The organism is Blautia hansenii DSM 20583 (assembly GCF_002222595.2).
In the GTDB taxonomy this organism is placed as follows: Bacteria; Bacillota; Clostridia; order Lachnospirales; family Lachnospiraceae; genus Blautia; species Blautia hansenii.
This window is the reverse complement of record NZ_CP022413.2, coordinates 939,327-964,299: the sequence shown is the minus strand read 5'-3', so window position 1 is coordinate 964,299 and position 24,973 is coordinate 939,327. Positions and strand designations below refer to the sequence as shown.

The 24,973-nt window shown below is 38.1% G+C and carries 23 protein-coding genes and 2 riboswitches; of the genes, 2 read left to right on the top strand and 21 right to left on the bottom strand.

Going from position 1 to position 24,973, the window contains the following annotated elements; all coding sequences use genetic code 11:
• Positions 1-75: 75 nt before the first annotated feature.
• On the top strand, positions 76-1,113 hold the full coding sequence (locus CGC63_RS04850; protein ID WP_004223179.1) for an FAD:protein FMN transferase: 1,038 nt from the start codon (positions 76-78) through the stop codon (positions 1,111-1,113).
• Positions 1,114-1,168: 55 nt separating this feature from the next.
• Here the strand turns inward: CGC63_RS04850 and CGC63_RS15635 are convergent, their stop codons facing one another.
• From CGC63_RS15635 to rsxC, 17 genes are all read right to left on the bottom strand, one after another.
• Positions 1,169-4,702, bottom strand: coding sequence for a DUF4430 domain-containing protein (locus CGC63_RS15635; RefSeq protein WP_089438668.1), 3,534 nt, complete (start codon positions 4,700-4,702; stop codon positions 1,169-1,171).
• 137 nt (positions 4,703-4,839) lie between these two features.
• A riboswitch (cobalamin riboswitch) is annotated at positions 4,840-4,976 on the bottom strand.
• Positions 4,977-5,028: 52 nt separating this feature from the next.
• Positions 5,029-5,208: a hypothetical protein gene (locus CGC63_RS04840; RefSeq protein WP_009246806.1), complete on the bottom strand. Its 180-nt coding sequence runs from the start codon at positions 5,206-5,208 to the stop codon at positions 5,029-5,031.
• 16 nt (positions 5,209-5,224) lie between these two features.
• Entirely contained in the window at positions 5,225-6,073 is an 849-nt protein-coding gene (locus CGC63_RS04835) for a leucine-rich repeat domain-containing protein (protein ID WP_004223187.1), read from the bottom strand.
• A gap of 15 nt (positions 6,074-6,088) precedes the next feature.
• On the bottom strand, positions 6,089-7,432 hold the full coding sequence (locus CGC63_RS04830) for an ECF transporter S component (protein ID WP_004223197.1): 1,344 nt from the start codon (positions 7,430-7,432) through the stop codon (positions 6,089-6,091).
• Positions 7,405-9,093, bottom strand: coding sequence for an ABC transporter ATP-binding protein (locus tag CGC63_RS04825; protein WP_004223199.1), 1,689 nt, complete (start codon positions 9,091-9,093; stop codon positions 7,405-7,407). The genes CGC63_RS04830 and CGC63_RS04825 overlap by 28 nt, the downstream gene beginning before the upstream one ends.
• The gene (locus tag CGC63_RS04820) at positions 9,066-9,959 is read right to left on the bottom strand and encodes an energy-coupling factor transporter transmembrane component T (protein ID WP_004223204.1); all 894 of its coding nucleotides are present in this window, start codon (positions 9,957-9,959) and stop codon (positions 9,066-9,068) included. Before CGC63_RS04820 ends, CGC63_RS04825 begins: the two co-directional genes overlap by 28 nt.
• 2 nt (positions 9,960-9,961) lie before the next feature.
• Positions 9,962-10,789, bottom strand: a complete 828-nt coding sequence (locus CGC63_RS04815) for a DUF4430 domain-containing protein (RefSeq protein ID WP_022239092.1) — start codon at positions 10,787-10,789, stop codon at positions 9,962-9,964.
• 5 nt (positions 10,790-10,794) lie between these two features.
• The gene (locus CGC63_RS04810; protein ID WP_004223215.1) at positions 10,795-13,428 is read right to left on the bottom strand and encodes a prenyltransferase/squalene oxidase repeat-containing protein; all 2,634 of its coding nucleotides are present in this window, start codon (positions 13,426-13,428) and stop codon (positions 10,795-10,797) included.
• Between the two features lie 286 nt (positions 13,429-13,714).
• A riboswitch (cobalamin riboswitch) is annotated at positions 13,715-13,900 on the bottom strand.
• A 49-nt stretch (positions 13,901-13,949) separates the two neighbouring features.
• Positions 13,950-14,333 (bottom strand): hypothetical protein, encoded by a 384-nt coding sequence (locus CGC63_RS04805; protein WP_022239090.1) that lies wholly within the window; start codon positions 14,331-14,333, stop codon positions 13,950-13,952.
• A gap of 13 nt (positions 14,334-14,346) precedes the next feature.
• Positions 14,347-14,727: an SMU1112c/YaeR family gloxylase I-like metalloprotein gene (gloA2, locus tag CGC63_RS04800; protein WP_004223225.1), complete on the bottom strand. Its 381-nt coding sequence runs from the start codon at positions 14,725-14,727 to the stop codon at positions 14,347-14,349.
• Between the two features lie 15 nt (positions 14,728-14,742).
• Positions 14,743-15,105, bottom strand: a complete 363-nt coding sequence (locus tag CGC63_RS04795) for a VOC family protein (RefSeq protein WP_009246813.1) — start codon at positions 15,103-15,105, stop codon at positions 14,743-14,745.
• 153 nt (positions 15,106-15,258) lie between these two features.
• Entirely contained in the window at positions 15,259-16,002 is a 744-nt protein-coding gene (locus CGC63_RS04790) for an Rpn family recombination-promoting nuclease/putative transposase (RefSeq protein ID WP_004223239.1), read from the bottom strand.
• A 128-nt stretch (positions 16,003-16,130) separates the two neighbouring features.
• Positions 16,131-16,304 carry a hypothetical protein gene (locus tag CGC63_RS04785; protein ID WP_004223242.1) on the bottom strand — a complete coding sequence of 58 codons (174 nt, stop codon included), beginning with the start codon at positions 16,302-16,304 and terminating at the stop codon, positions 16,131-16,133.
• A 133-nt stretch (positions 16,305-16,437) separates the two neighbouring features.
• Positions 16,438-17,205, bottom strand: coding sequence for a hypothetical protein (locus tag CGC63_RS04780; RefSeq protein ID WP_004223245.1), 768 nt, complete (start codon positions 17,203-17,205; stop codon positions 16,438-16,440).
• Positions 17,206-17,223: 18 nt separating this feature from the next.
• On the bottom strand, positions 17,224-18,522 hold the full coding sequence (locus tag CGC63_RS04775) for an FMN-binding protein (RefSeq protein ID WP_004223247.1): 1,299 nt from the start codon (positions 18,520-18,522) through the stop codon (positions 17,224-17,226).
• Positions 18,523-18,534: 12 nt separating this feature from the next.
• Entirely contained in the window at positions 18,535-19,482 is a 948-nt protein-coding gene (locus tag CGC63_RS04770; RefSeq protein ID WP_004223248.1) for an RnfABCDGE type electron transport complex subunit D, read from the bottom strand.
• The gene (rsxC, locus tag CGC63_RS04765; protein WP_004223249.1) at positions 19,482-20,831 is read right to left on the bottom strand and encodes an electron transport complex subunit RsxC; all 1,350 of its coding nucleotides are present in this window, start codon (positions 20,829-20,831) and stop codon (positions 19,482-19,484) included. Before rsxC ends, CGC63_RS04770 begins: the two co-directional genes overlap by 1 nt.
• 218 nt (positions 20,832-21,049) lie before the next feature.
• Between rsxC and CGC63_RS04760 the strand changes: the two genes are divergently transcribed.
• Positions 21,050-21,490, top strand: coding sequence for a hypothetical protein (locus CGC63_RS04760; RefSeq protein ID WP_004223250.1), 441 nt, complete (start codon positions 21,050-21,052; stop codon positions 21,488-21,490).
• A gap of 93 nt (positions 21,491-21,583) precedes the next feature.
• Here the strand turns inward: CGC63_RS04760 and CGC63_RS04755 are convergent, their stop codons facing one another.
• The 4 genes from CGC63_RS04755 to CGC63_RS04740 form a co-directional block, all read right to left on the bottom strand.
• A complete protein-coding gene (locus tag CGC63_RS04755; protein ID WP_004223252.1) occupies positions 21,584-22,342 on the bottom strand; it encodes an EFR1 family ferrodoxin in 759 nt (252 codons plus the stop codon).
• A 90-nt stretch (positions 22,343-22,432) separates the two neighbouring features.
• Complete coding sequence (locus CGC63_RS04750; protein WP_004223254.1) at positions 22,433-22,987, bottom strand: CDP-alcohol phosphatidyltransferase family protein; 555 nt, start codon at positions 22,985-22,987, stop codon at positions 22,433-22,435.
• Positions 22,988-23,007: 20 nt separating this feature from the next.
• Positions 23,008-23,316, bottom strand: a complete 309-nt coding sequence (locus CGC63_RS04745) for a hypothetical protein (protein WP_004223257.1) — start codon at positions 23,314-23,316, stop codon at positions 23,008-23,010.
• Between the two features lie 105 nt (positions 23,317-23,421).
• Positions 23,422-24,963, bottom strand: coding sequence for an HAL/PAL/TAL family ammonia-lyase (locus CGC63_RS04740; protein ID WP_004223260.1), 1,542 nt, complete (start codon positions 24,961-24,963; stop codon positions 23,422-23,424).
• Positions 24,964-24,973 lie beyond the last annotated feature (10 nt).

Sequence of the window (24,973 nt, the reverse complement as noted above, 5' to 3'; positions counted from 1 at the left end):
CTATTATATTCTTTCTTGACAGAAACAGCACCTTAACCTTACAATATTTTTGATTTCAACAAGTAAGGAGCGATTATGAAAAACAAAAAATCATTATTTCTATTTACCATTGGATTATTGCTTGTAACTCTTTTGGGCTTTGCTGCCGTTTACGAAAAAAAACAACAGCCAAAAGAACCTCTTTCCGCTACCGCTTTTAAATTAAATACAGTTGTCACCGTAAATATTTATGACTCAAAGGATAAAAAACTGTTAGACGAGACTATGGAGCTGTGCGACCATTATGAAAAGCTTTTCAGCAGAACCTTAAGCTCCAGCGAGATTTCCCGACTAAACGGACAAACCTTAAAACAGGAAAACGGAGCTTTTGTTCTCTCCCCCGAAACCGCCGAGCTGGTTTCAAAAGGTCTTTACTACGGAGAACTTTCCAACGGCGCTTTTGATATTGCCATTGCACCGGTATCCTCTCTCTGGGATTTTACCTCTGAAGAAAAAAAAGTACCTGCTGAGGAAGCAATTCAGGCGGCTCTTCCCTTGGTGAACTATGAGGATGCAACAATAGAGGGAAATAAACTGACTTTTGCAAAAGAAGGTATGGGACTTGATTTAGGGGCTATTGCAAAGGGATATATTGCAGATAAAATGAAAGAATTTCTGGTGTCAAAGGGCGTGAAAAGCGCTACCATCAATCTGGGCGGAAATGTACTTTGCATCGGTAAAAAAACGGACAACACACCTTTTCGCATTGGTATTCAAAAACCCTTTGCAGACAGAAGCGAGACCATTGCAATTCTGGATATTGAAGACAAATCCGTGGTTTCCTCCGGCATTTATGAACGTTACTTTGAAAAAGACGGGACTTTCTACCACCACATTTTAAATCCTGATACCGGCTATCCTTATGACAATCATCTGGTATCTGTAACCATTATTTCCGACCAATCCATGGATGGTGACGGACTTAGTACCTCCTGCTTTGCCTTAGGATTGGAAAAAGGAATGGAACTAATTAACAGCCTTCCCGATGTCCATGCAGTTTTTATTACAGATGATTATCAGTTACATTACAGTGATCATTTTCAGGAAGATTTAAAAGTTACTTATATGGAATAAAGAAAAGAGGTTTATCCTGCCATAACAATGCTCGGATAAACCTCTTAATTTCTATTTATGCATTTCTAACCCATTTTCCAAATGTGTCTACATAGTATCCACCAATCCACTGGCTAGTTGCCATTGCTCCATCTGCCTGCACATAATAATCTCCAATCCATTGAGAAGCTGCCATGCTTCCATCTGTACTCAAGTAATACCAATGGCCATTTACTGACACCCAGCCTGTCATCATTGCTCCCCACTGATCCATATAGTACCAGCGGCCATTTACTGACACCCAACCAGTTACCATTGCTCCCCACTGATCCATATAATACCAGTGGCCATTTACTGACACCCAACCAGTTACCATTGCTCCCCACTGATCCATATAATACCAGTGGCCATTTACTGACACCCAACCAGTTACCATTGCTCCCCACTGATCCATATAATACCAGTGGCCATTTACTGACACCCAACCAGTTACCATTGCTCCCCACTGATCCATATAATACCAGTGGCCATTTACTGACACCCAACCGGTTTTCATGATACCATTATGATCCATATAATACCAGTGATTTCCTGTATCCAACCATCCAATTACTTTTTGTCCATTCTCATAGTACTGCCAACCTTCGCTTGTTTCCAGCCAACCATTCGGTACTTTTTGAGCATTTTCTACTGCTTCTCTTAATTTTGCTGCTGCCGCATCAATTTCTTCTTTTGGAGTGATTACCGCTGATACTAATTTTACAGCTTCATCGTACGCTGCTTTTACTTCCGGCACTGCCATCATTTTTTCTCTATCTGCATTTACTTCTGCCATTAATTTTGTAATTTCGTCTTTATTGCAGATATCAATAATAGGATTTGGATTTCCCCATTGACGTCCTGTTAAATCTGTTCCATATCCATACATGGTAAACTGAAATCTCAATACATCTCCATCTTTTGGTTTATAAGATGCAATTCCATATCCTACTTCTTCTCCATTTACATGGTACATCCATCCGGAGTAGTTGCTGTAATCGAATTCTCCCAGTGCATCTCCACCATCTCCGTTATCTTCATTTCCCCATTCTCTGGCAGTCTCTGTTGTCACACTTCCATTACTGAGTTTTTCAATATATTCCGGTACTACTACCTTATCTGTTCCTAAATCACCACCTACAATAGCTTCTAAATATGTATCTTCTCCTACAAAATTTTCTTTTCCAATCACTTTTTTCAATAAAGTGGCTGCATTATCTCCCTTTTCAAACGGAACAAAAACTGGTTCATAAATATAACCCTGACCGATTGTAAAACGCTCTACAGAAATAACTACATGACCACTTTCATTATCGGGAGTTTGAGGTTTTGTATCTGTAATATCATATAAACTGTTTTTATTTTCTACAAGACGTCTGTATGCTTCTAATGCGTAAGTTACTTGCTGTACTGCCATACCATTTGTCTGTTTTCCATCCTGCCAGCCAAATCCATCTTCTGTTTTATAGCTGTGAAGATTTTTCACTATATTATTTTCATTAGATGTAAATCCCTCATCAGCATTCATTGGATCAATCTTCAATGCTGCAAGAGCAGTAAGTACCTGTGCAGTTGTACAACTATTTTCTTTGCCACCATCTAAATATCCTGCATTTTCTGTTTTCTGTTTTTTTAAATAATCTAAAGTTTTATCTACTGCTTTTTTTACTTTAGGGTATTTATCATCTTGATAGTAAGGTGCCAATGCCTGTAATGCCATACCTGTCATATCAATGCTTGAGCTCTTATTATCAAAAAGTCCAAATCCACCTTGTTCTGTCTGGAAGCTTAAGATTTGTTCAATTAATTTTTCTCTTGTCCACAGTGCATCTGAAGGAATTTCTGATTTCCATCCATCTAAAGCAATCAACGCCCAAATTGGACAATTAGATGTATCTGATGCCATAGATTTACTATTGTATAGTTTTTCAAATAAATTCACATCACTTACGTTCTGCGGATTTTTACCCATAGCTTCTAATGTAATAATCACTCTGGCTAAATCTGTAGCACGCATTTTATCTACTTTTTCTTTTACTTGTTTTTCCACACTCGCATAATATTTATCCAGTGTTTCTTGACTTACTTCTTTTCCTGAACGTAAAAGCGTAAAGAGATTCCATTCATTTCCGTATTTTTCCAGACTTTGTTTTGACAGATAAGCTGTTCCGTGCTCAATATCTTCTTTTGCTACCTTCAGATAATCTACTTCCTCCGGAGCAACTTCTTCTTTTGCAACACGTACAGTAAATTCTACATTTTTACAATCACCGGTTGTATCATATGGAACACCAATTACTGTAACTTCTCCCTCATTCAAAGCCTCCATGTAATGAAGTGTTTTTTTCGGTGCATTTACATCCCATACATCTGCTTCAACACTGTCTGTTACTTTTACAATTCCATCTTGACTGTAAGACCATTGAAATCTCTGCTCTGTGGCGTTTGAAGGTGTTGTATTAATCTGAAATGTTACATAATCTCCATCAAGTAGCTCATAAACCTCTTTGTCCGCTTTCGCATCTTTTAGTGTATCTTTGTAACGAAATTCTACACTGACTTCTTTAGAAATTTCTGGATTTTCTTCACTTGAGATTTTAAATTTCGCCACCCCTGCTTTTTTCGGAACAATTCCATTTCCGAAAGCTTCCATATACTCCGCAATATCAGGTGTCAAAGCTTCCCATACAAGTTTCTGATTTGTTGCGTTATATGGTACAAAACTAAGATTGAAATTTTTCTCTGTATTCTGTCCTTTTGTTATTCCTACATAATATCCGCCCAAACCATTCCAGCTATCAATCTCCCAAACCTTTGGTACTGTTACTGTAAAATCCTGTAATTTTACTGCTCCTGATATTACTTTAAATTCCGCCGCAAGATTTCTGTTTTCGTATAAAGAAGCTTTAAATATAGCTTCTCCGGCTTCCTGCATTGCAAAGGTTCCTGTTCCATAAAACAGTCCCGGTCCACTTACTGTTTCAAAATGCAAAGCTTCCACAGGAATTGTTTTAAACTCTTCTTCCCCTTTTACCCTGCCTTTTATTGATACATTTCCACTGGCAGTTCCTTCTACCTGATATGGTTTGTCCAGAGAAACTTCTTGATTACCTATAAAAGCTTTTACTTCTTCAATTTCACTGGATACATTATCAATAGAAAAGGTCTGAAAAACTTCCCCAGGATTATCTGCATTACAAACATAACCTTCTACTTTTCTTACATCAAACGGAACATATCGTCCTTTTGAATTCACCCAATAATGCTTCTGATACTCTGTGTCTGATACCTGTACACGAGCAGAAAAATTCCAATCCGGACGTTTATCTGTTCCTGCAAGAACAAAGTTACCTGTATCCAACAAATTTAGGGTAAAAGTATTATCCTCACCCATTTCCTGAATTCTGCCATCATCATATTGAAAATACACGTATGGCTGTTCCTTTGCGTTTACCTGCTCTTTCTGACTATTATCTGCTTTTACCGGCACGGTAATCCCTGACAAAAGTAAAACCATTACCAAAAGCATGCTGAGCAACTGCTTTCCAAAAGAATATCTCTTTTGCTTCATATCTTCTTTTCCCCTTTCATGTGCATAGTATGCATATCAAAAAACACCTTTTATCTTTCCAGACAAAAGGTGTTTTGTAATTTTACCATATTAAATTATTCTATACAGAAACCACATAACTATCCTCAGCCTAGAAAAACTTTAAGTGTGTAATGGCAAGTATTCCGACTTCAAATTACTTTCACGGCAGAGGTGACTGTATCAGATTTTCACTGATTTCCTTTTTAACACTGATCAAATAATTTTGTCAGTGACCATTAGAGCTATGCAGTTATGCTTTTTCTTTCCCCTTTATACTACACATTCTATCTACATATGTCAAGACTTTATTCCTTTTCCCACTTATTTTTTCCATCTTTTTTCAAGTAATCACATATTTTATCCAAATAATATAATATTCCACTCAAAAGAATAGCAATAGAAAGAAGCGGATAGGGAGTTACCAGAAAAATAATCGAAAATATAATGAATATTACATATTTTTTTGAAATTTTACTATCATTCATCCTATTTACCTCCCACTCAAGTATATTCCTCATCTATATATTCTATTTGAAATTCTTTTTCCTTACAGTACGCATCTATCCCGCTTCCCTTCTTACAGCGGATTACAGTGCTTTTATTAATGATCCATTCGCCGATCTCCTCCGGCTCTCCCAAAAATTCCACTTTTTTCAACTGCCCGCACCCGTGAAAAGACCACCTTCCGATTTTTTTCACAGATGCCGGTATCTGAACAAATTCTAATGACCTGCATTTGAGAAACGCACTGTTTCCGATTTCTACAAGTGTTGACGGCAGTTTTATTCCCTGAATTGCCGTCTGGTAAAAAGCTTCGTTTCCGATAACCTGAATTCCTTCCGGAAGCTCTATATCTTTCAGAGAAGTGCATTTGTAAAATGCTTTGTTTCCAATTTCTGTAAGTCCCTTTGGAAGACTGATTTTTTCAATGCTTTCACAATTTTGAAAAACTCCGGCTTCAATTCCCTTTAGCATGGTACTCTTTTCAAATTTTACACAGTTTAACCTTTTACATCCTGAAAAAGAGCGTCTTCCCAAATATCGGATACCGGAAGACAAGGTTATTTCTTTTAAATGTACACATCCTAAAAAAGACTCCCAGCGAATTTGACTGACATTTTCCAAATTGATATCACGTAAAGCCGTACAATTATAAAAGCTCTGGTTTCCGATTTCTTTTACCGAGTCTGCCAACTTCACACTTTTAATCTTTACATTATTTTTCAAAGCCTGATTGTCTATACTATGATACACATCCTCCAACGCTAATAATCTTCCTTTGAATTTTTTTCCCTGTTCGCAATTAAAAATATCTTTTGCTTCTGCATGCCATGTACGTACCTGTCCCATACTTTCACCCCTGTTTTATACTTCTAAAATTCCATATTTCTTTTTAATTCGGTCTAATTTTCTCTCCATAGGAAGAGCCAGGAAAAACAAAAAAATCACCGTTGAAACTGCATGAATAACATTAAACGGAAATCCGCTGATATAAACCGCCAAAAAGGATTGCCACGTCAGCTCCTGTGACGCCATGAATACCGTTGAAGTATCCATTAAAAATCCATAAATAATAAGTGTTGCCAATCCACCGAAAATACACAATGTTAAAACATGAAACCACTCTGCTTCTCGACTTCCTTTTCTTTTTTTACTCTTGCTGAAAATCACGCCTGCCAGAAAACCGATAATTCCAAAGGAAAACATCTGCCATGGGGTCCATGGTCCCTGCCCGAAAAAGAAATTCGAAACAAAGCCTGCCATAGCCCCTGTTAAAAATCCGGCTTCTGCTCCCAATCCCACACCGGCAATAATCACAATAGCTGTCACCGGTTTAAACTGGGGTACCATAAAAAATGCCATCCTTCCTACCACTGCAATAGCAGCCATAACCGCAATTAAAAGGATTTCTCTTGCTTGAGGATTTCTCCCCTCAAATACCATACAAAAAGGTATCATAGATAAACCGATAATACACATAGAAATAAAAATATCACTTCTGTCATTTAAAAAGAAAATACCAAAAAAGATAACAAAAGGAATTGCCGCTAAAATCAAAAGCAAGGATAACAATGTTCTTTTTCCTATTCTTTTATCTTTTTTCATACTTCTTTCTATATACATCTGCTGCTTTTTTTCTGCCTGTGTATCCAAAAATCTACCTGAAAATAAAAACAAAAGTACAGAAATAATCATCTGTCCATACTGCCATGAAGTCATCTGAATATAACTATGTATAGTAAGATTGATAAAATCAATGGTGCGTCCCATTCTTTCATTAACAAAAACATTTCCTGCTCCAATTAATAGAAAAATAAATACAGGATGAAGTGCAGACATGAAAAACAAAATTTTCACCCATACTACACCTTTCTTTTTCATTTTATAAGAAACAATACCACAAACAAGCATAGCAACAATCAAAAAAACTGCTGTTACCTTTAAAATCTGCCCAATATTTTGAAGTATCTCCAACTCCTGTATCGTAAAAGCATCCATTTTTAGCTTTCCACCTTCTTGAATGCTTCTCTGTACATTCTGTATACATTCATCAAAATTCCAAAAGGTATAGGTTGTAGGTAATTTCGAATACTTCAATACCGGTATGGAAATCCAGGGCAAAAAAATCGTACAGATGATTACAAAAATACTTCCGTATATGGGAAGCATTGCCCATGTATCTACTCCTGTTGCCTGCTTCTTCTGCATGCTTTAATCACATCCTTTACTGTTATTGCATCAGGAAAAATCTGCCTTGCCATACGATTTGCCGCTGTGGTATAAAAGCTGTTTCCTGTAAAAAATTCCCTTGCTTTACATGAAGTTACAATACTCCCGTCAAAAAACATAGCACAGGTATCTCCATAAGAAGCACAAAACTCAATATCATGAGAAACCATTAAAATAGTAATTCCCTTTTCCTGTAACTTTCGGAAAATCCCAGCCAGCTTACTTTTATAAAAACCATCCAACCCCTTAGTAGGTTCATCCAAAAGCAAAATCTGTGGTTCTAAAAGCAATACCTTTGCCAGTGCCGCCCTTTGTTGTTCCCCTCCACTTAAATCATAAGGATGTGCATGAAGAAGATGTCCAATTTCTGTATCTTCTACTACTCTTTCCACTCGTTTTTCATCCTCTTTATGACGAATAGGGGAAAATCCTCCTATCATTTCCCATAAATCTTCTTCTACTGAATTTCCAACAAAAAGGCTCTGAGGATTTTGTGGTAACACTCCTAAAAAATGATGAAACAGCTCCTTGTCGCTGATTTTACGAATATCTCTGCCATCTAACAATATTTTTCCTCTATAAGGTCTGTGAATACCGGAAAGTAAAGATAAGGTTGTACTCTTTCCTGTTCCGTTTCCACCCAAAATACAGAAAAGCTCCCCTTTTTTCACTTTCAAAGATAAATCCTTTACAATATCCTGTCCGTCTCTTTCATAACGAAACCAAAGTTCCTTTGCCTGTATCACATACTCCTGCTTTTCTTTCCTATTTGCAGATTTTTCTGCATTATCCTTTGTTTTTTCCCTTTCAGGCTCTGCTTTATAATGCTCTGACAACCAATTTCGTCCCTCGCATACAGTAAGGGGACACTCGCCTTCCTGACCTGTTCCGTTGTAAATCTGCACAGGACTTGGCATTGCAAGAAATAAATCATTGTCTGCCAGCGCTTTTCCTACCATACGGGGATTGTCAAAAAAGGTCTGCTTTCCGCCTTCCAATACCAGCACCTTGTCCGCCATTGGGAATACCTCTTCCAGCCTGTGCTCAATCATAATCACAGTAATTCCCAAATCCAGATTAATTTTTCGAATGGTAGACAAAAAATCACCTGCCGCAATAGGGTCCAGCTGAGAAGTAGGTTCATCAAGAACCAATACTTTGGGCTGCATTGCCATCACGGAAGCCAGATTTAAAAGCTGCTTCTGCCCTCCGGAAAGCTCTTCCACATTTTTAGAAAACCAATTCTGAATACCGAAAAAGCTTGCCATTTCTGCTACTCTTAAACGAATAGTCTGCTGGTCATATCCTAGATTTTCCACTCCAAAAGCCAGCTCATGCCATACTTTATCTGTTACAATCTGATTATCAGGACTTTGCAGTACATAGCCAATTTCAGCTGACTGTGTACGCATGGAAACTCCTTCTAACCTCTCTCCACAAAATAAAATTTCCCCTTCTCTTTTTCCGTAAGGGCTTAAAACTGTTTTAAAATGACGCATCAGAGTTGTTTTTCCACAACCTGACTTTCCGCATATTACCACGAACTCTCCCGGTTCAATGGATAAATGGATATTCTCAATTGCCGGCTTTTCTGCGTCCGGGTAAGTAAATGTTAAATTTTTGATTTCAAATAGTGCCATTTTACATCCTCTGCTAAATTTATAATAATTGGAAGGAAACATAAAATTCCATAAAAAATATAAATCATTATCGCCCACAAAGTGTTCTCATTCATCACTAAAGTAGGATAATACAAAAAGTAAACTTGTTTCGTTACAATTCCTCCCAAAATCACACTGCCAAACACAAGTAAGACAGAAAAGAATATTCTGTCTCTTGTATCAAAACGATAAATAGAAAAATTATTTCTTCCTCTTAATCCATATCCACGGGAACGCATAGAATCTGCTGTTTCCACAGAATTTTCCAATGCCCATGTTGTCATCACAGATAAGATTTTCATACCATGCTTTGCCCTTATCAATACATTTCCATTGGTAACATCACGTCCAATACATTTCTGTGCATCGGATACTTTTTTTATCTGATTTTTAAATTTAGGAACAAATCGAAGCACCATAGAAAAAATCAACGACATTGCCGGAATTGCTTTTCCGAATAAATAGATAAACTTGTCTGATGTCATTACCACCTGATAACAGGAAAACCAGTTCAATACACTCACCAGCATGATACCGGCTGCAAGACCATAAAGGATTGACTCCAACGTAAGAGGATTTCCATTTTTCAGATACATAATTAAAGTAACACCCTGATGATTAAATAAGGGATTAATTGCCGCTGATATAAGAAACACCGGCAGCATCATCCAAAGCGCTGTTTTCAGCGCCTTCCATTTTTTTAAATAAATATAATATGCCATGCCTCCCACACAGGATAATCCTAAAAATACAGGATGCATGATAAACATTGAATATCCGATTACCAGTACAAAATAAACAAAATTAATAATCGGATGATAACTTGAAAAATTGTCTTGTTTCATAATTACTCCGGCCAGGTCTGTCCTAAATCACGACCTAAATCACATGTATAGTTCCATTTTATCACATCGCCCGGCTGCACAATATAACGACTACAACCATAATTCGGGTACCAGCCATTTACCTCATACATCCAACCAGACCAACGGCCGCAGTCAAATTCATAAAGGTTGTTAATTCCCTCTACATAAGCGCTGTTATATTTTGGAGTAAAGCTGGACTCCATGTGAATACGATTATTCTTCATCTCTCTTTGCAGTACATCAAAAACAGACTCCCCTTCATAGAAGGTTACTTCTCTTTCACTATAAATCACACCGTCCTTTGGAACTAAAGACTCTTTTCCCTCTGTGAGATTTTCCATATTGTCTAAAATGGTACTGCATGAAACACTGAGATAACAGGTATATTCCTTATCTTTATCAATATCTACTGTTCCCGGCTCTACCGGCTTTTGCTGTCCTTCCGGTACAGGCTGTGTATGATATTGGTCTTCCTCTTTATCTGTTCCGTCACTGTAAGTCACACCGCCCACTGCGCCGTTTTGCTGTTTCTGTGTTTCCTTTTTTTCCTCATATTTAGAATAATCAACGGTTTCATCCTCCGCAGACTCCACATCTAAATATTCCTCTTCTTCTGAAGCTGGTGTTTCCTTCTCTGTTTCCTCTGTCTCTTTTGTTTCTTCTTTCTTTTCTTCTTCCATCCAATCATCGCTTTTTTCCTGTTTCTGATTGGGGTTATCCAGCTTTGTTGTCCCGCAGCCTGTTACAGGCATAATAAAAAGCAATGCAATAAACAACAGCACCAGAATTTTTTTTTCTCTACTTTTCATTCTTCTTACCTTGTTTTCTTTCTTAAATAGTAGTACCATACTCCGCCAGCTGCTGCCCCTAATATAATAACAGAAGCAACAGCAATTACAACAGGATTTGTTTCTTTTTTTGTTCCTGCAACCATAACTTCATCTTCTTTTTCAGGAGTTTTGAAAAGAGATTTTTCTTTTATTTCCTCTTTTTTCTCATTTAAGGATTTTGTTTTTACACGCTTGTCAATAAAGTAGTCTCCGCCTTCTGAAACAATAAATTTTGTCTTTTTATCTTTTACCGTAACCTTCTGAATATAATCTGCCTTTCTTTCCTGCTGATTATATTTCATAAACAGATATTCCCCGTCTTCTTTATCTACTGTGATTTCCACCTGCATTTCTCCCGGAAATTCACCTTCCTGCTCAAAGTGGAAAATAAACGGATTTTCTGCTAACTGTTTAATATCTTCTTCGTATTGGCTGCCTTCCTTTATTCCCACTTTCATATCCTTGACAGTTTTTATATCTTTTCCATTGACTGTTATGGTGTAAGGACTGTCCTTTTTCATTTCACCCTCAATTTTCAGGTTTTTATCTTTTCCCTTAATTTCTTCAAATGCTTTTTTCTCTACCATACCGTCTTTCACAGTTGCCTGAATTGTATTTGAAGCTGAAGATGTATTGGTCTGCTTTGCTGTATTTGCAGTTTTACCTTTTGCAGTTGTTTTATTCTCTGAATTACTTCCTGCCTGAGACAGCGCTGTTTCACTTTCTGTTTTCGGTTTCTTCAATATATATTTTCCACCAATTTCTATATCACAGACAACCTGTCCGTTATTTACCGATACCCACTGTTTTTCCTGCTGTTTTCCGTCTTTTTCATAATACAGCATGTATACGCTTTCTTTTAATGCTGTATCAATAGCAATCTCAACTTCTCCCGGAAACGCTCCTGTTTCCTTGGTTTCAAATTCCAAAGAATTTTTCTGTTCTCTTATCTCTATTCCTGCTTTCATATCTGCCGGTTCATATACATTTTTTCCTTTTAAGCAAATGGTGTACCCATTCCCCTGATATGTATAATCTTTCTTGGAATTTTTCACATTTTCAAAAATTTCTGCTCCGATAACTTCCTGCTCCAGTTTTTTGATAATACTGTCTGCTCTTAACAGTTCTTCTTCATACTGTAAATGTTTTCTGTTTGCTTCCGGAATTTTATAGTAAGCTGTTAAAAGTCTTTCTATTTCTTTTTTGTCCTTCAGTGTAATGTTTAAAGGCTCAAAGCCTTCCCATATTTCCTTATCTAAAGCCTCAATTTCTGCTGCCTGTGTTTCTACTTCTTTTAACATTTGTTCCAGCTTTGTTTCAAAAGCTTTTTTTTCGGAGAAATTTCCCATGAGACTTAATTCCACTTTCAATGCGTATAACTCATGGGCATTATCTAATGTCAGATTGCCGGAAAATGCTTCCAGTTTTTTTCGAAACGCTTCAATTCTTTCCGGTGTTTCCTCTCCGCCTGTCTGCCCATTCTCCACATCGGTCATATCATACAAGGAATTTCTTCCCGTAACAGCTCGATACCATGCTGCTAAAGCTAAAGCTCCCTGCTCTGTTGCCATTTGATTAGAGCCACCGTCAATCACATGACAAAATGAACCGTCTGAAACCTGAAAACGCAGCATCTCATCTAATAATGTCTTTCCGTTTTTCATAAATTTTTCAGAATTTAGCAAGGACACATCAATAGCTGAAAGGGCAATGACTACCTGTGCCGTGCTTTCCAAATTTTTCGCACTGTCATATCCTGCATTGCTGATATAACCGCCTTCTTCATCCTGAAGCTGTGCCAGCATTTCAATTCCTCTGTCCACTGCCTCTTTGACTTCCTGCTGCTGTGTATAAGGAGCTAATGCCTGCAATGCCATTGCTGTTATATCCGGATCCGGCTGATTTCCCATTAGCGCCCAGCCTCCTCCTGAAATTTCTGATAACAAAATTGTCTGGATAAGATCTTCTCTGGTTGTCTGTGTACCTAAACCTTCCAGCTTTGGGATTTCATATTGATTAGAGTCAAAAGCAATCAATGCAAAAATTGTACCGTTAATTCCCTGTCTGTTTACCTTTTTCATATTTGCTAAAGGCTGAAGCAGATTATACCCCTCTACGGATGTGGGATTTATTCCCATAGAAGTAAGCGCAAGGGTTACTCTGGAATATTCTGTATATTTTGTTGTATGAAGGACTCCGCCCGTTTCTCTCAGCTTTTGATAAATATTCTGCAAATAATTATTCTTTGCCGAATTATTCAAATTTCCGTTTCTCGCCATTGCAATTACAGCCCATTCACCTCCAATAGAGTCCACAATGGGATTGGTAACTGCTGTCTGCAAATAATTTTCAGCTTTATTTAAACCTTCAAATGCCGGCTGATAAATTGTTATTCCATCCTGTTTCTGCGCATCGGAGACAACCATTTTCTCTGCACATTCTGTCTCATCTGCTGTGCCTGCAAGGAATTCTTCATCCAAAACACTCTCTGCTGTTCCCGGTAACATTTCCTCCTGCAAAAACTCGTACGTTTCTGCTCCTAATACCGACATCGGTGACTGAATGGCTAACATAACCGCTATCGCAGAAACTGTTATTTTTAAATTCTTTCTTTTCATTTCCAATCTCCTTTAATTGTTCATTCTGTGTCATATACAGAAATTTCCTATGAAAAGGAATTCTGCTTTGCAGAATTCTCCGCCTGCGGCGGGTTGCTTCAGCAACATGATACCTGTCCGCCGCAGTGCGCATCCTTGCGGAGCAGTTTTATTTCATAGGACGCAATTTCCTATGAAATAAAAAAGGTTCTTTTCCCATATCGGCAAAAGAACCTTCTCAATCAATCATTCAATATGAATTTTATCACTGCATATTGCTGTACGCAAAAAAATCTCCTCAGCCCGGAAATACTCTATATACATGGCAGGTGTTCTGACTTTGCTTCATCCTTGGAAATGCCTTCTCAAATTGCTATTCAATGGCTTCTATTTCCTCGTCCGCTTCACAGCAGAGGTGACTGTACCGGAATTTCACCGGTTTCCCTTTTAACCTTGAACCTAGGGCTCAACGACCACTTAGACTATGCAGTTATATACTCTTATAGTACATAATTAGAAGAAATATGTCAAGCACGGGATTTTCACTCTTTTCTGCTGAAATTAGATATTTCCACCCTATCATCATCCAGATTTTCTTCTTTACAGGAAAACTCAATCCTGTCCCCCTGCTCTGTATTATACAATTTATAATCTACCTTTTCACAATCCAACATTACACTTTGGGGTTCTGTCCCTTCCTGTGTTGCTGTATCTTCTTCTATGATGACCTCCATTTGGCTGTTTTCTATATCAATCTTCTGTACTACTGCGTCAAAAGAAGATGGTGGTACAAAATCACATTTTGAAGTTTTAAACTCTGTGACTTTCTTATAATATCCCCAACTTAATGCTCCCACGACAATACAAATCACTGATATTCCTACCAAAATCAATGTCCTTTTTCCTGATTTTTTCTTTTTATCCATTTTGCTTCCTCCTTTATCCATGTAATTCTAAAGGCAATCCATCCGGATCAAAGAAGAACGTCATTTGCTCTCCTGTAAATTCATCTATTCGAATTGGCTCTACCTCTACTCCCAACTTTTCCAGCTCTTTTGCCATTTCTTCTACCGACTCTACTTTAAATGCCAGATGGCGCAAACCATTTGCCTCAGGATAACTTAATCTCTTAGGACATCCCGGAATAATAAACAACTCGATTTCTATATTTCCTTGACGAAGGTCAATTTTATAATCTTTCCGGTCTTCCCTGTAATTTTCCCGAATAACTTCAAACCCCAGAATATCCACATAAAATTTTTTAGACTTTTCATAGTCACTACCGATAATTGCAATATGGTGCATGGTATCTAATTTCATCACTATCACTTCTCCTTACCCTTCACCGGCAACCTCAATAAGATTACCGTCCAAATCATAAAATCGCACAACTTGTCTTCCCCATGAATTTCTTGTCAAAGGCGTCACATATTCTATAACATCTTCATAAGATTGAAGTTTTTCTAAAAAATATTCCATATCTCTTTCTGTAAAATAAAGCTCTGTTTTATTATGCTTCGAGTACAACTCTCTGTGTATTGTTTCTTTCCAAAGACCTTCCTCTTGAAGAACCAGTCCTTCTGTTAAGATTACATTTTCCCCACTGTCCAGAACAACCTCAAGTCCAAATAAATCTCTATAAAACTTTTTTGATCTTTCTATGTCCTTTACAACAATCAATACATTTTTTAGTTTCATCTTCCGCCTCCTAAAAAGAATATTTCCCAATTCTCTTTCAATCATAGAATTCCTCTGATTTTTTAAACTTCGTCTGAAAGGTTACTAATAGATATGACTTATAAATAATAGATACAAAACAGATTTGATATTAGAATTTTTGATTTGTTGTTTTTATCTATGATTTTTGAGATTTTCTAATTCTTCCAAAGAAATATCGCAAAGCTCCATGATTTCCTCATCACTTAGCCCCTTAGATAACATTTTCGATACAATTCTTTTCTGAGCTTTTACTGTTCCCTCTTTTAATCCTTCTTTTCGCTCATCTTTTAACATTTCCTCTAAAGTCATAAAGCGTTCCTCCATCTCGCGACTTTCTTTTAAATCTGCTTTTACAAATTTCAAAAAAGCCAACAGTTCCTTGGAAATTTCATCCTCATTCTCTCCGCAAGTACTTAAAAATACAATTCTTCTTCCATCTTCCAATGGTGTTTGATTGCTTTCTTTGCACTGCATCTGAAAAGTATAACGATATTTTCTTTCACCAAAAGGATCAAAATCACAGATAAAAATCACGTAACTATCGGGTAATTCTGCATATTCTCTTCCTGATAAAAGAATATCCATATCCATTTGACTTTGATAATATCTGCTGCGTCTGCCGAGTGCAGGTTTTTTCGTCATCTGCATCTCCACATTATAACAAGTATTATTTTCATCTTTGGCATAGACATCTAAACGAATACCTTTATAGTCAGGATGATAGACCATACTTTTTTCCCTGCTAACATCTACACGGTCAATTTCTATTTCCAATGCTCTCTCCAAAAACTCTTTACAGTTTTCAGGATTTATCATCACTGCACCAAACATAAAATCATTCTTAATTGTAAGATCACTTAAACATCTTTTCTGCATATTCTTCCTCCATTTCCCAGAGGAATTCTATAAAAAAATTATAACATGCAGATTTTACAGTGTCAAAGATGAATAATTTCATTTCTAAATCAAATGTCTCTTGTATCTGGTGTAGACATAATATTCATTTATTCGTATGTTTCCAATTCTTCGATACTCTTTACCACGACTTCCCCCTTTTCAGCTTCTGCTATCGATGTGTCAAGCATTGCAAGATACTCTACATTTTTCTCGTCCTGTATCATTTTTTTATACTCGCTTTCAGACATCATTGCTATATTTTCAGATTTTGATACCATCATAATTTCCTCCTTAAAAATCTAATTATATAATACAGTATTTTTTCTAACTTATTTCTAACATCTGCATGCTTGACAATCAATATAGAAAACTGCCGTCCCGCAGTTTTTCAACTGCAAAGACGACAGTCCTCCTTTAATAAATACTTAAAATCATATAAATAAATCCCATTGCCAGCATTTCCACCGGTAATCCGCGAAATGCTTTTCCTGTTCTTGCAAATTTCAATGTTTTCTTTACAGAGATGAATAAAATAATCGGAACAAGAATGGTCCATACTAAACCTACGATTTCTCCAAAACTTTCCATATCAAATGGTCTGATAAACATTGCCAATGGAATAACTAACAGCAAGCTGTGTGTATTTGTAATCTTTTTCTTGATAATTCCGTTGGTAAAGGCAAGCGCCATACCGGCTGTTAAAAATCCGAAAATTGTTTCTAAAAATACTTTAGACTGCATTTCGGTTTCTAAAATCATATTGCCGAAAATCATTCCTGAACCAAAGAATTCTCTGGCAATGCTTAAAAGTATCCAAAATCCCCATGCAATGGCACATTCCCAGAAAAGTTCTCCGTACTCTGCCTCTACATTGTCATCCAATACATGCTTTGCTGCAAAAAGTCCCAGAAGAACAGTCATAATCCAAAGTCCTGTGCTTACTGAAGTTCCCAGATAAGAAAATGCCAGCAAAAATGCAGATGCACTTACTGCCCCTGTTCCAATAAATACGCAGAGTTTCAAACTCCAGTCAGGTACAAAAGCCTGTAAAAGGTTTTTCAGAAATTCAGCAAATACTACGGACAAAATCACAAGAATACCTGCCGCAAAGGCTTCCTTCATTCCTGCTGAAAATAATACAATCCCAAAAGCAAAGGCTTCTGCCGGATATCTTAATTTCATGTTATATCCTCCGTTTTCTTATTTTACTGCCTGTAAAAATTCAAATGCTGTGTTGATACCTGTTACTACTGCCGTAGAAGAAATCGTTGCTCCTGATACAGCATCTACCTGTGTTCCGTTTGCAGGTACTTCTTCTTTTTCTTCAACGCCTGCCGCTTCATTCATACATTTTTCTGCAAGACTGATAAATCCGCCCACAGAAATACTTACGCCTGAAACCGCATCTGTTTTTCCCTGCTCGTTTACCTGAAGGAAGTCTAAGGACTGGTTTTCAATAAGAGCGCTTGCCAGAGCCTCTGCCTGTTCTTTCCATGTAAGTCCGTCTTCTGTCATTACATATTCTCCGTTTTCAGACAGTACACTCTTTTTGTTTCCGTCTTCTCCTACCGCTTCCCAGTTTACTTCTGTAATTTTTCCGTCTGCAACAGTCATTGTTACCTGATCGATAAATCCGTTATTATCTGCTGCTTCTGCTTTTGCTTCATAAGTTCCGTCTTTCAGTTCTAAAGTCTGAGTAATTCCCGCTGCTTCTTTTAAACATTTCTCTGCAAGAGCTGTAAATCCACCGATGGAAATACTTACACCGGAAACCGCATCTGTTTTTCCCTGCTCATCTAAATTTAAAAAGCTTAAAGACTGATTTTCTACTACTGCTTTTGCAAGAGCTTCTGCCTGTTCCTTCCATGTAAGTCCGTCTTCTGTCATTACATATTCTCCGTTTTCAGACAGTACACTCTTTGTACTTCCATCTGCTCCTACTGCTTCCCAGTTTACTTCTGCAATTTTTCCGTCTTTTACAGTTACTGTTACTACATCTGTAAACCCGTTATTGTCCGGAGCATCTGCTTTTGCCTCATAAGTTCCGTCTTTTAATTCTTTTAAAAGTTCTTCATCAGATACTTTTTCTTCTTTTTCAAGGCTCATGCCCGGTAAAAATACAGGAGCTTCCACACCTTCAAACTGACTGAGGAATTCTGCGTCTGCAACTTTTGCTCCAAGACCTTCTGTTTCCTTTTGTTCTGTTACTTCTACTTTTGTTACTTTTTTCTTTTCTGCATCAAAGGATACATTCATCACAATATCTCCGCCATATCCTTTTACCTTTGCAGTTACCATGTAACCATTCTCTGTCTTAACTGCTTTTTCAATACCTTCTGCACCTTTGGTATCAATTTCTTCTTTTACCTGTTCTTCTGCTGTATTAGAAGCACCTGTTCCCATATCTTTTGCAAGAGCCTTAGAGCCCATAATTACTCCGAAAGAAAGTGCTGTAACAACTGCTAATGCAATAATCCCTCTTACGTTTTTATTCTTCATGTTTTTCCTCCACTACGCTTCTTTTTTCTTCATTCCATACACATGCTTTTTGTAAAGTACAGACAACATACCTGCCATACAGTTTGCGGTTAAAATACCGAAACAAATTCCTTCCGGATAAACGCTGAAAATTCGAATTGCCGCAGTAATAATACCTGCCACAGCCGCATAAATCAGCTTACCTTTTCTGGATGCAAAGGCATAATCTGTCAGCATATAACAACCGCCCATAATCAGACCGCCTCCGAAAAGATTTAATAAAATATCACCGGTAAACAGCCCATCCGGACCGAAGATAAAAGTTAAAATTGTAACTGTTCCAATATAAGTAACTGCTGCTTCTGCATTTACAATTTTTTTGTAACACATATAAGCAAAACCGATTAAAAGCAATAATTTGCTGGTTTCTCCCATTGCTCCCGGCATCTCGCCCAAGAACATCTGAAGATAGCTGTAACCTGTTTCGGCACCGCTTTTTGCTGTTCCCAGAATGGTTGCCGCTGAAACAGCATCTACGGAAACAGTTCTCGGTACTACATACTGCATAACAGCTGCCGGCCATGCTACCATAACTAAAAGTCTTCCCATAAGAGCAGGATTTACAAAGTTATTTCCAATTCCGCCAAACATCTGTTTTACAACTAAAATACTGAATACGTCTGCTGCAACAAGTGCCCACACCGGAACGGTAACCGGCATGTTAAAGGCTAATAAAAGACCTGTAACCACGGCGCTGAAATCACCTGCTGTCACCTGTTTCTTTGTAATTTTCTGCCATATATATTCTGTCAGCACACATACTGCAACAGAAAGGCCTGACAAATATAATGCCTGAATTCCGAAATAATAAATTGCTCCCAAAAGCGCCGGAATTAAGGAAATTGTTACGTGCATCATAACGTTTCTGGTTGTTCTTGGAGTACGAAGATGCGGTCCGTTAATTACTCTTGTCTGACTCATTATTTTTTCACCGCCCTTTCTCTCATTCTCTGTTTCACCATATCTCTTGCCATTCTTGTTCTTACGGACAGTTCTCTCTTGGCAGGACAGATATAAGAGCAGCAGCCACAGGCAATACACTCACTGGCGTATAAGCTCTCACACAAATCATAATCTTCTTCTAAATATGCAAATTCAATCTGATAAGGAACTAATCCCGCCGGACACACACTTTCACAGCCTGCACAGCGAATACATGGCTGTTCCTCATACTGACTGTCCGGAAGAACTAAAATTCCGGAAGTGTTCTTTGTCACATAGAAAAGTTCACTTTCTCCATTCCAATCAGAAGCTACACAAGGACCTGTCATCGGTCCGCCTGCAATGACTCTGTTATTCTTTACTGTCACTCCTCCGCAAAGCTCTACCAGTTCTTTTGCTGAAGTTCCGATTGGAACCAAATAGTTCCCCGGATTTTTTACACAGCCTGTTACTGTTACAATCCTTCTGATAAGAGGTGTCTTTCCAAGGAGCATATCTGCTGTCGCTTTGGCTGTTCCTACATTGGAAACAATAGCGCCAGCCTCTGCCGGAAGTCCTCCCATTGGCACTTCTCTGCCCAGAACAGCCTGAATGAGCTGACGCTCTCCACCTTGAGGATACTGTGTCGGCAATACCTTTACTTCTATATCTTTTGTATTTTCTAAAATTTTACCAAGAACTTTTGCCGCCTCCGGTTTATTGTCTTCCATGCAAAGATACGCTTTTGGAGCGCCGGAAGCCTTTAACAGAAGGCGAATACCATTTGCTACTGCATAGCTGTATTCCAGCATCAAACGATAATCACATGTTAAAAATGGCTCACATTCTGCTGCATTAATCAGCAGCGCATCAATTTTTTTATCTGTTTCGTATTTCTTATGTGTTGGAAATCCTGCGCCGCCCATTCCTGTAAGACCGCCGTCACGAATTCCCGCAATAATTTCTTCTTTTGTAAAATTCTCAATATCTACCAGCTTGCTTTCATATTCCTGCGCATCCTGTTTTGAGGTATCCCCTCTTTTAATAATACACGCCAGAATATTTCTTCCCTGATTGTTTACTTCTTCTACTCGGAGAACCTCTCCGCTTACACTTGCATGTAAAGGAGCTGCCATAAATGCCTCAGGAATTCCGATTTGCTGTCCTGCTACTACTTTATCTTTTGGCTTGACTAACAGCTGACATTTTCCGCCAAAGGATTGCTCTGACAAAATCGTAACTGTCTCAGGCCAATATTCATGGACAGGCAGGTCCATGGTCAGTGCCTTGTCATAACCATCTGTGGGATGAATTCCGCCGGGGAATTTATTCTGCTTCTTTTTCCACATACTCTGTCTTCCTCCATTATTTCTATCGTTAAATTATTGACATACTTTAATAAAATAACATATTAGACTACTTTTAGCAAGATTATTTTTTGACTTTTCTATTTGGAAATGACGAAACAATTTGATATATCCCTCTATATAGGATATAATGAGTTTATAAAACAAAAAATTTTTGTCACCATGAATGTTACTGTCTTAATAACGGAGGGAAGGTTTTTATGAAGAAAAGAAAAATGATAGGTTTTCTGATGTTAATATCTCTGTGCATGAGTTCCTGTCTTATTGTACAAGCCGAAGACTACGTTGGTCCTGAATACGATGAAAATGGTTTTCTGATGTCACCTGACGAACTTAATGCCGACAAACCGGAGTCTACCTATTATGAAGATTTAGAAAAAGAACTGATGGAGGAGGAGTCTGATAATTCCACAGAGCCAGATATTGAATACCATTCTGAGGATGAACCTCCTACAAATATAAACGTTACAATAGAGTCTTATCCTCCCACAGATGAAGCGCCTGAAATCGATAACAATGTAAGTACATTTTATGCCTATAAAAAAGAGACTCCTATTCATTTTTCAAAGTTTTCCACTTGCGGAAGTCTGTTTTCAGCAAATCTTCCTTTACTGTTGCACATTTTAGAAACTATATTATAAAAGATTGCGCTGTTGCGCAATCTCCTATGAAATAAAAAAACACAGCAGGACAAAAGGCTCTTCTCCTTTATCCTGCTGTATTTTTACAAATCTTTAAAGAAACAATTCGTTTTTCTTTCTGTCTTCACAAGCTTTTTTCATCTTCATAGATGCAATTTTTAATTTCAGCTTATTCACTTTTCTTGCTTTTTTCGGGCAAACCTGTATACATCTCATACAGGAAATACATTTGCTTTTATCTGTTTTTTTCGGTGACTCAGCCGGTATTGCTCCCACCGGACAGACCTGTGCGCATAAGCCGCAGCCTTTACAGTCTTTCCCTGCTTTTGGTTTTAACGGAACACCATTATATTTACGGTAAGGTTTGTTTCCCGGTACGGAAATTTCTTTCTCATCACCGGATTTTATCTTATGAGCAATTTTTTCAGCAAATGCTTTTAATTCTTTTTTATCCTTTGCATCCGGTCTTTTTCTTGCAAACTGGTGCATAATCGAATGTTCTGCTACTGCTGACACGGCTGCTGTCACATGAAATCCGCATAAATCTACCTGTTCCTTTAATTCCAGCAATGTATCTTCATAAGCACGATTTCCGTATACGGCAACTAAAACAGCTTTTGCTTTATTCCCCTTCATTTTTTTCATACGTTCCAGCGCCGGCGCAGGTACTCGTCCGCCGTAGGAAGGCACACCGAAAATACAGATGTCCTCCTCTTTAAAGGCTCTTACATTTTCCCCTGAATTCTGTTTACTTAAATCAATTTCCCCGTATGTACCAAATTCCTTGGCTAATAATTTTACAATTTTTTCTGTACTTCTTGTTGGACTAAAATAAATCGCATAGACACTCATATTTCCACTATTCCTTCCTAAAAGTATTGCTTATAAATAGACAATTATAGTTCTTTTTTGCCAAAGATGCAAGAACGAATTCTTTTAAAATTATTTTGCCATTTTCCGAAATTCAAAGGCATATAAAACCAGCACAATCGCCATAATTACCATTTCACCTAAAATCAGCACATCTGCAATTCTCCCTGAAATTTTTGGCATGAAAACCAGCACGCCTAAAACTACAAACAAAGTAGCCGTACATATTTTTCCATACCATTTTGCTCCGTCTAATTTCTTTCCGTGGCGCAGATTTATCAGCCCCATAACTGCCATAAAACCTTCCTTAATTGCCATAAGCGCCACCAGCCAAATCATACGCTTATATCTGGTACACAGGCATAATGCTACTGCCCCATGCGTAAGCTTATCAGCAAAGGGGTCTACGAATTTTCCAAGCTCTGTTACCATATTAAATTTTCGGGCTACTTTTCCGTCAAATAAATCGGTAATTGTAGACACCAATACAAGCCCTGCTGCAAGATAATAATCCTTCACACTGTCTGCATTCAAATAAATTACGCAAAAAAACGGTATCAGCAGAATACGAAAATACCCCATACAGTTGGGTATGGACCAGATTTCTTCCTTTTTAATTTTTCCCATTTTATACTCACTCTCTTTCTTTATTTCTCATCATCTAAAAGCTGAAGCTTTGTTACCTTTTCAATTTGTCCGGGATAACTTTCCATAATACTTCCTGTGTAGGTTACGGCAACACAATCTCCCACGTCAAATTCCGAAAGCTTTATAGGAGCATGATGCCATTCCAGTTTTGTATCGTCTTCTACTGAAAAAATAAATGCTCCTCGGCTGTTGATATCATTGGTTTCCAGTCCTTCCACCTGCATAGAACTGCCATTTTCTCCTATATCTGTAATCACGGCATGGAAGGTCTCCGTTTGATTTCCTTTTAAAGCCTGCTTATATCCCACAAAATTACCTCCTTCGCCACAGCGCTATCCTTGCAGAGCATGAAACAAAAAGCACCACTGATATTTCCTATTATACCAAATATCAATGATGCTTTCTATGTTATTTTACTTCAAACTTCCCACTGTACTTTCTGCAATTTCTAAAATCCTGCCGGAATGAATAAGCTTTCTGATATGCTCAATATGCGGATGCAAAATCATGTCTTTTTCCATAACAGGAACTGTCATTTTTAATTCGCTGTACACGGCTTTTGACACAGAGCTTACTTCTACGTCCTTATCCTGGAACTGCTGCGCTTCATAGTCGGATAAAAGCTCTATGGCAAGAATGTATTCCAGCTTTTCTGCCACTGTTACTGCTTTTCTGCAAGCAAAATATCCCATGGCAACATAGTCCTCCTGATTACCGCAGGTAGGCGTGTTATCAATGGTTGCAGGTGAACATAAAACTCTCATTTCATTGAGTAGTCCTGCCTGTGTATACTGCGGTATCATAAGTCCTGAATTCAATCCCGGCTGGCTGATGCAGAACCACGGATATCCGGAGAGATTTTCATCAATAATTCGATTATTTCTCCGTTCAGACATTTTCCCCAAGGTACAGGCTGCAATACTGGCGCTGTCCATCTCCAGCCCTACATAGGAGGAGTCCGCATTACAGGCTGAAATTACATCCTCCTCTCCCGGTTCGCTCCAGATAATCGGATTGTCACAGCAGGAATTCATTTCAATTTCCAGTGTTCTCCTTGCATCCTCTAAGGTTTTTCTGGATGCGCCGTGAAGCTGAGGCATACATCTTAAAGATAAGGCATCCTGCACACGGCTTCCCTGATATTTCTTTATTACTTTAGAATTTTTCAGGATTTTTCTGATATTCTCTGCCACCTTCGCCTGTTCCCCATGAGGACGTACCTTCATCACTCTTTCGTCAAAAGCATTCATCACACCCTTTAAGGTCTCCACTGTCAAAGCGCCGATAACATCCGCTGTTTTGGCTGCCTGTAACATATCATATAAAGCCAGCGCTCCAAGGGCTGTGGGAGATGTTGTTCCGGAAACAAGAGCCAGACCTTCCTTTGAACTTAATTCCATAGGCTTCATGCCTACCCTTTTTAAAGCTTCTTCTCCCAAAAGCAATTCTCCCTGATACCATGCCTCTCCTTTGCCCAATAATACCAGAGCTGTATGCGCCTCTAACGCCAGATATCCGACACTTCCTGCTTCCGGTACCTTCGGAGTAATTCCTTTGTTCAGAAACTCTCTGTACATTTCCAGAATTTCCAGACGCACACCGCTGTTTCCACGTCCCAAATTCTGCAAAACCATAAGCATAATTCCGCGAACTCCTTCTTCTCTCAACGGTTCGCCCACGGAAACGGCATGTGTCAAAATAATATTTTCCTGTAACTGTGCTGTTTCCTCTTTTCCGATTGCTTTTGTGCAAAGAGCGCCAAAGCCTGTGGTAACGCCATACATGACTCTTTCCTCTTCTACCCATTTTTCCACTAAGGTACGGCTTTTCTTTACACGCCGACAATATTCTTCAGAAAAAACAACCTCTGCCCCATATCGTGCAACTGCTACAAATTCCTCCAGATGAATGGGATTACCCAGCTCCACCTTTTTTATATTTTTGCTGTTCTCCATTTGGAACCTC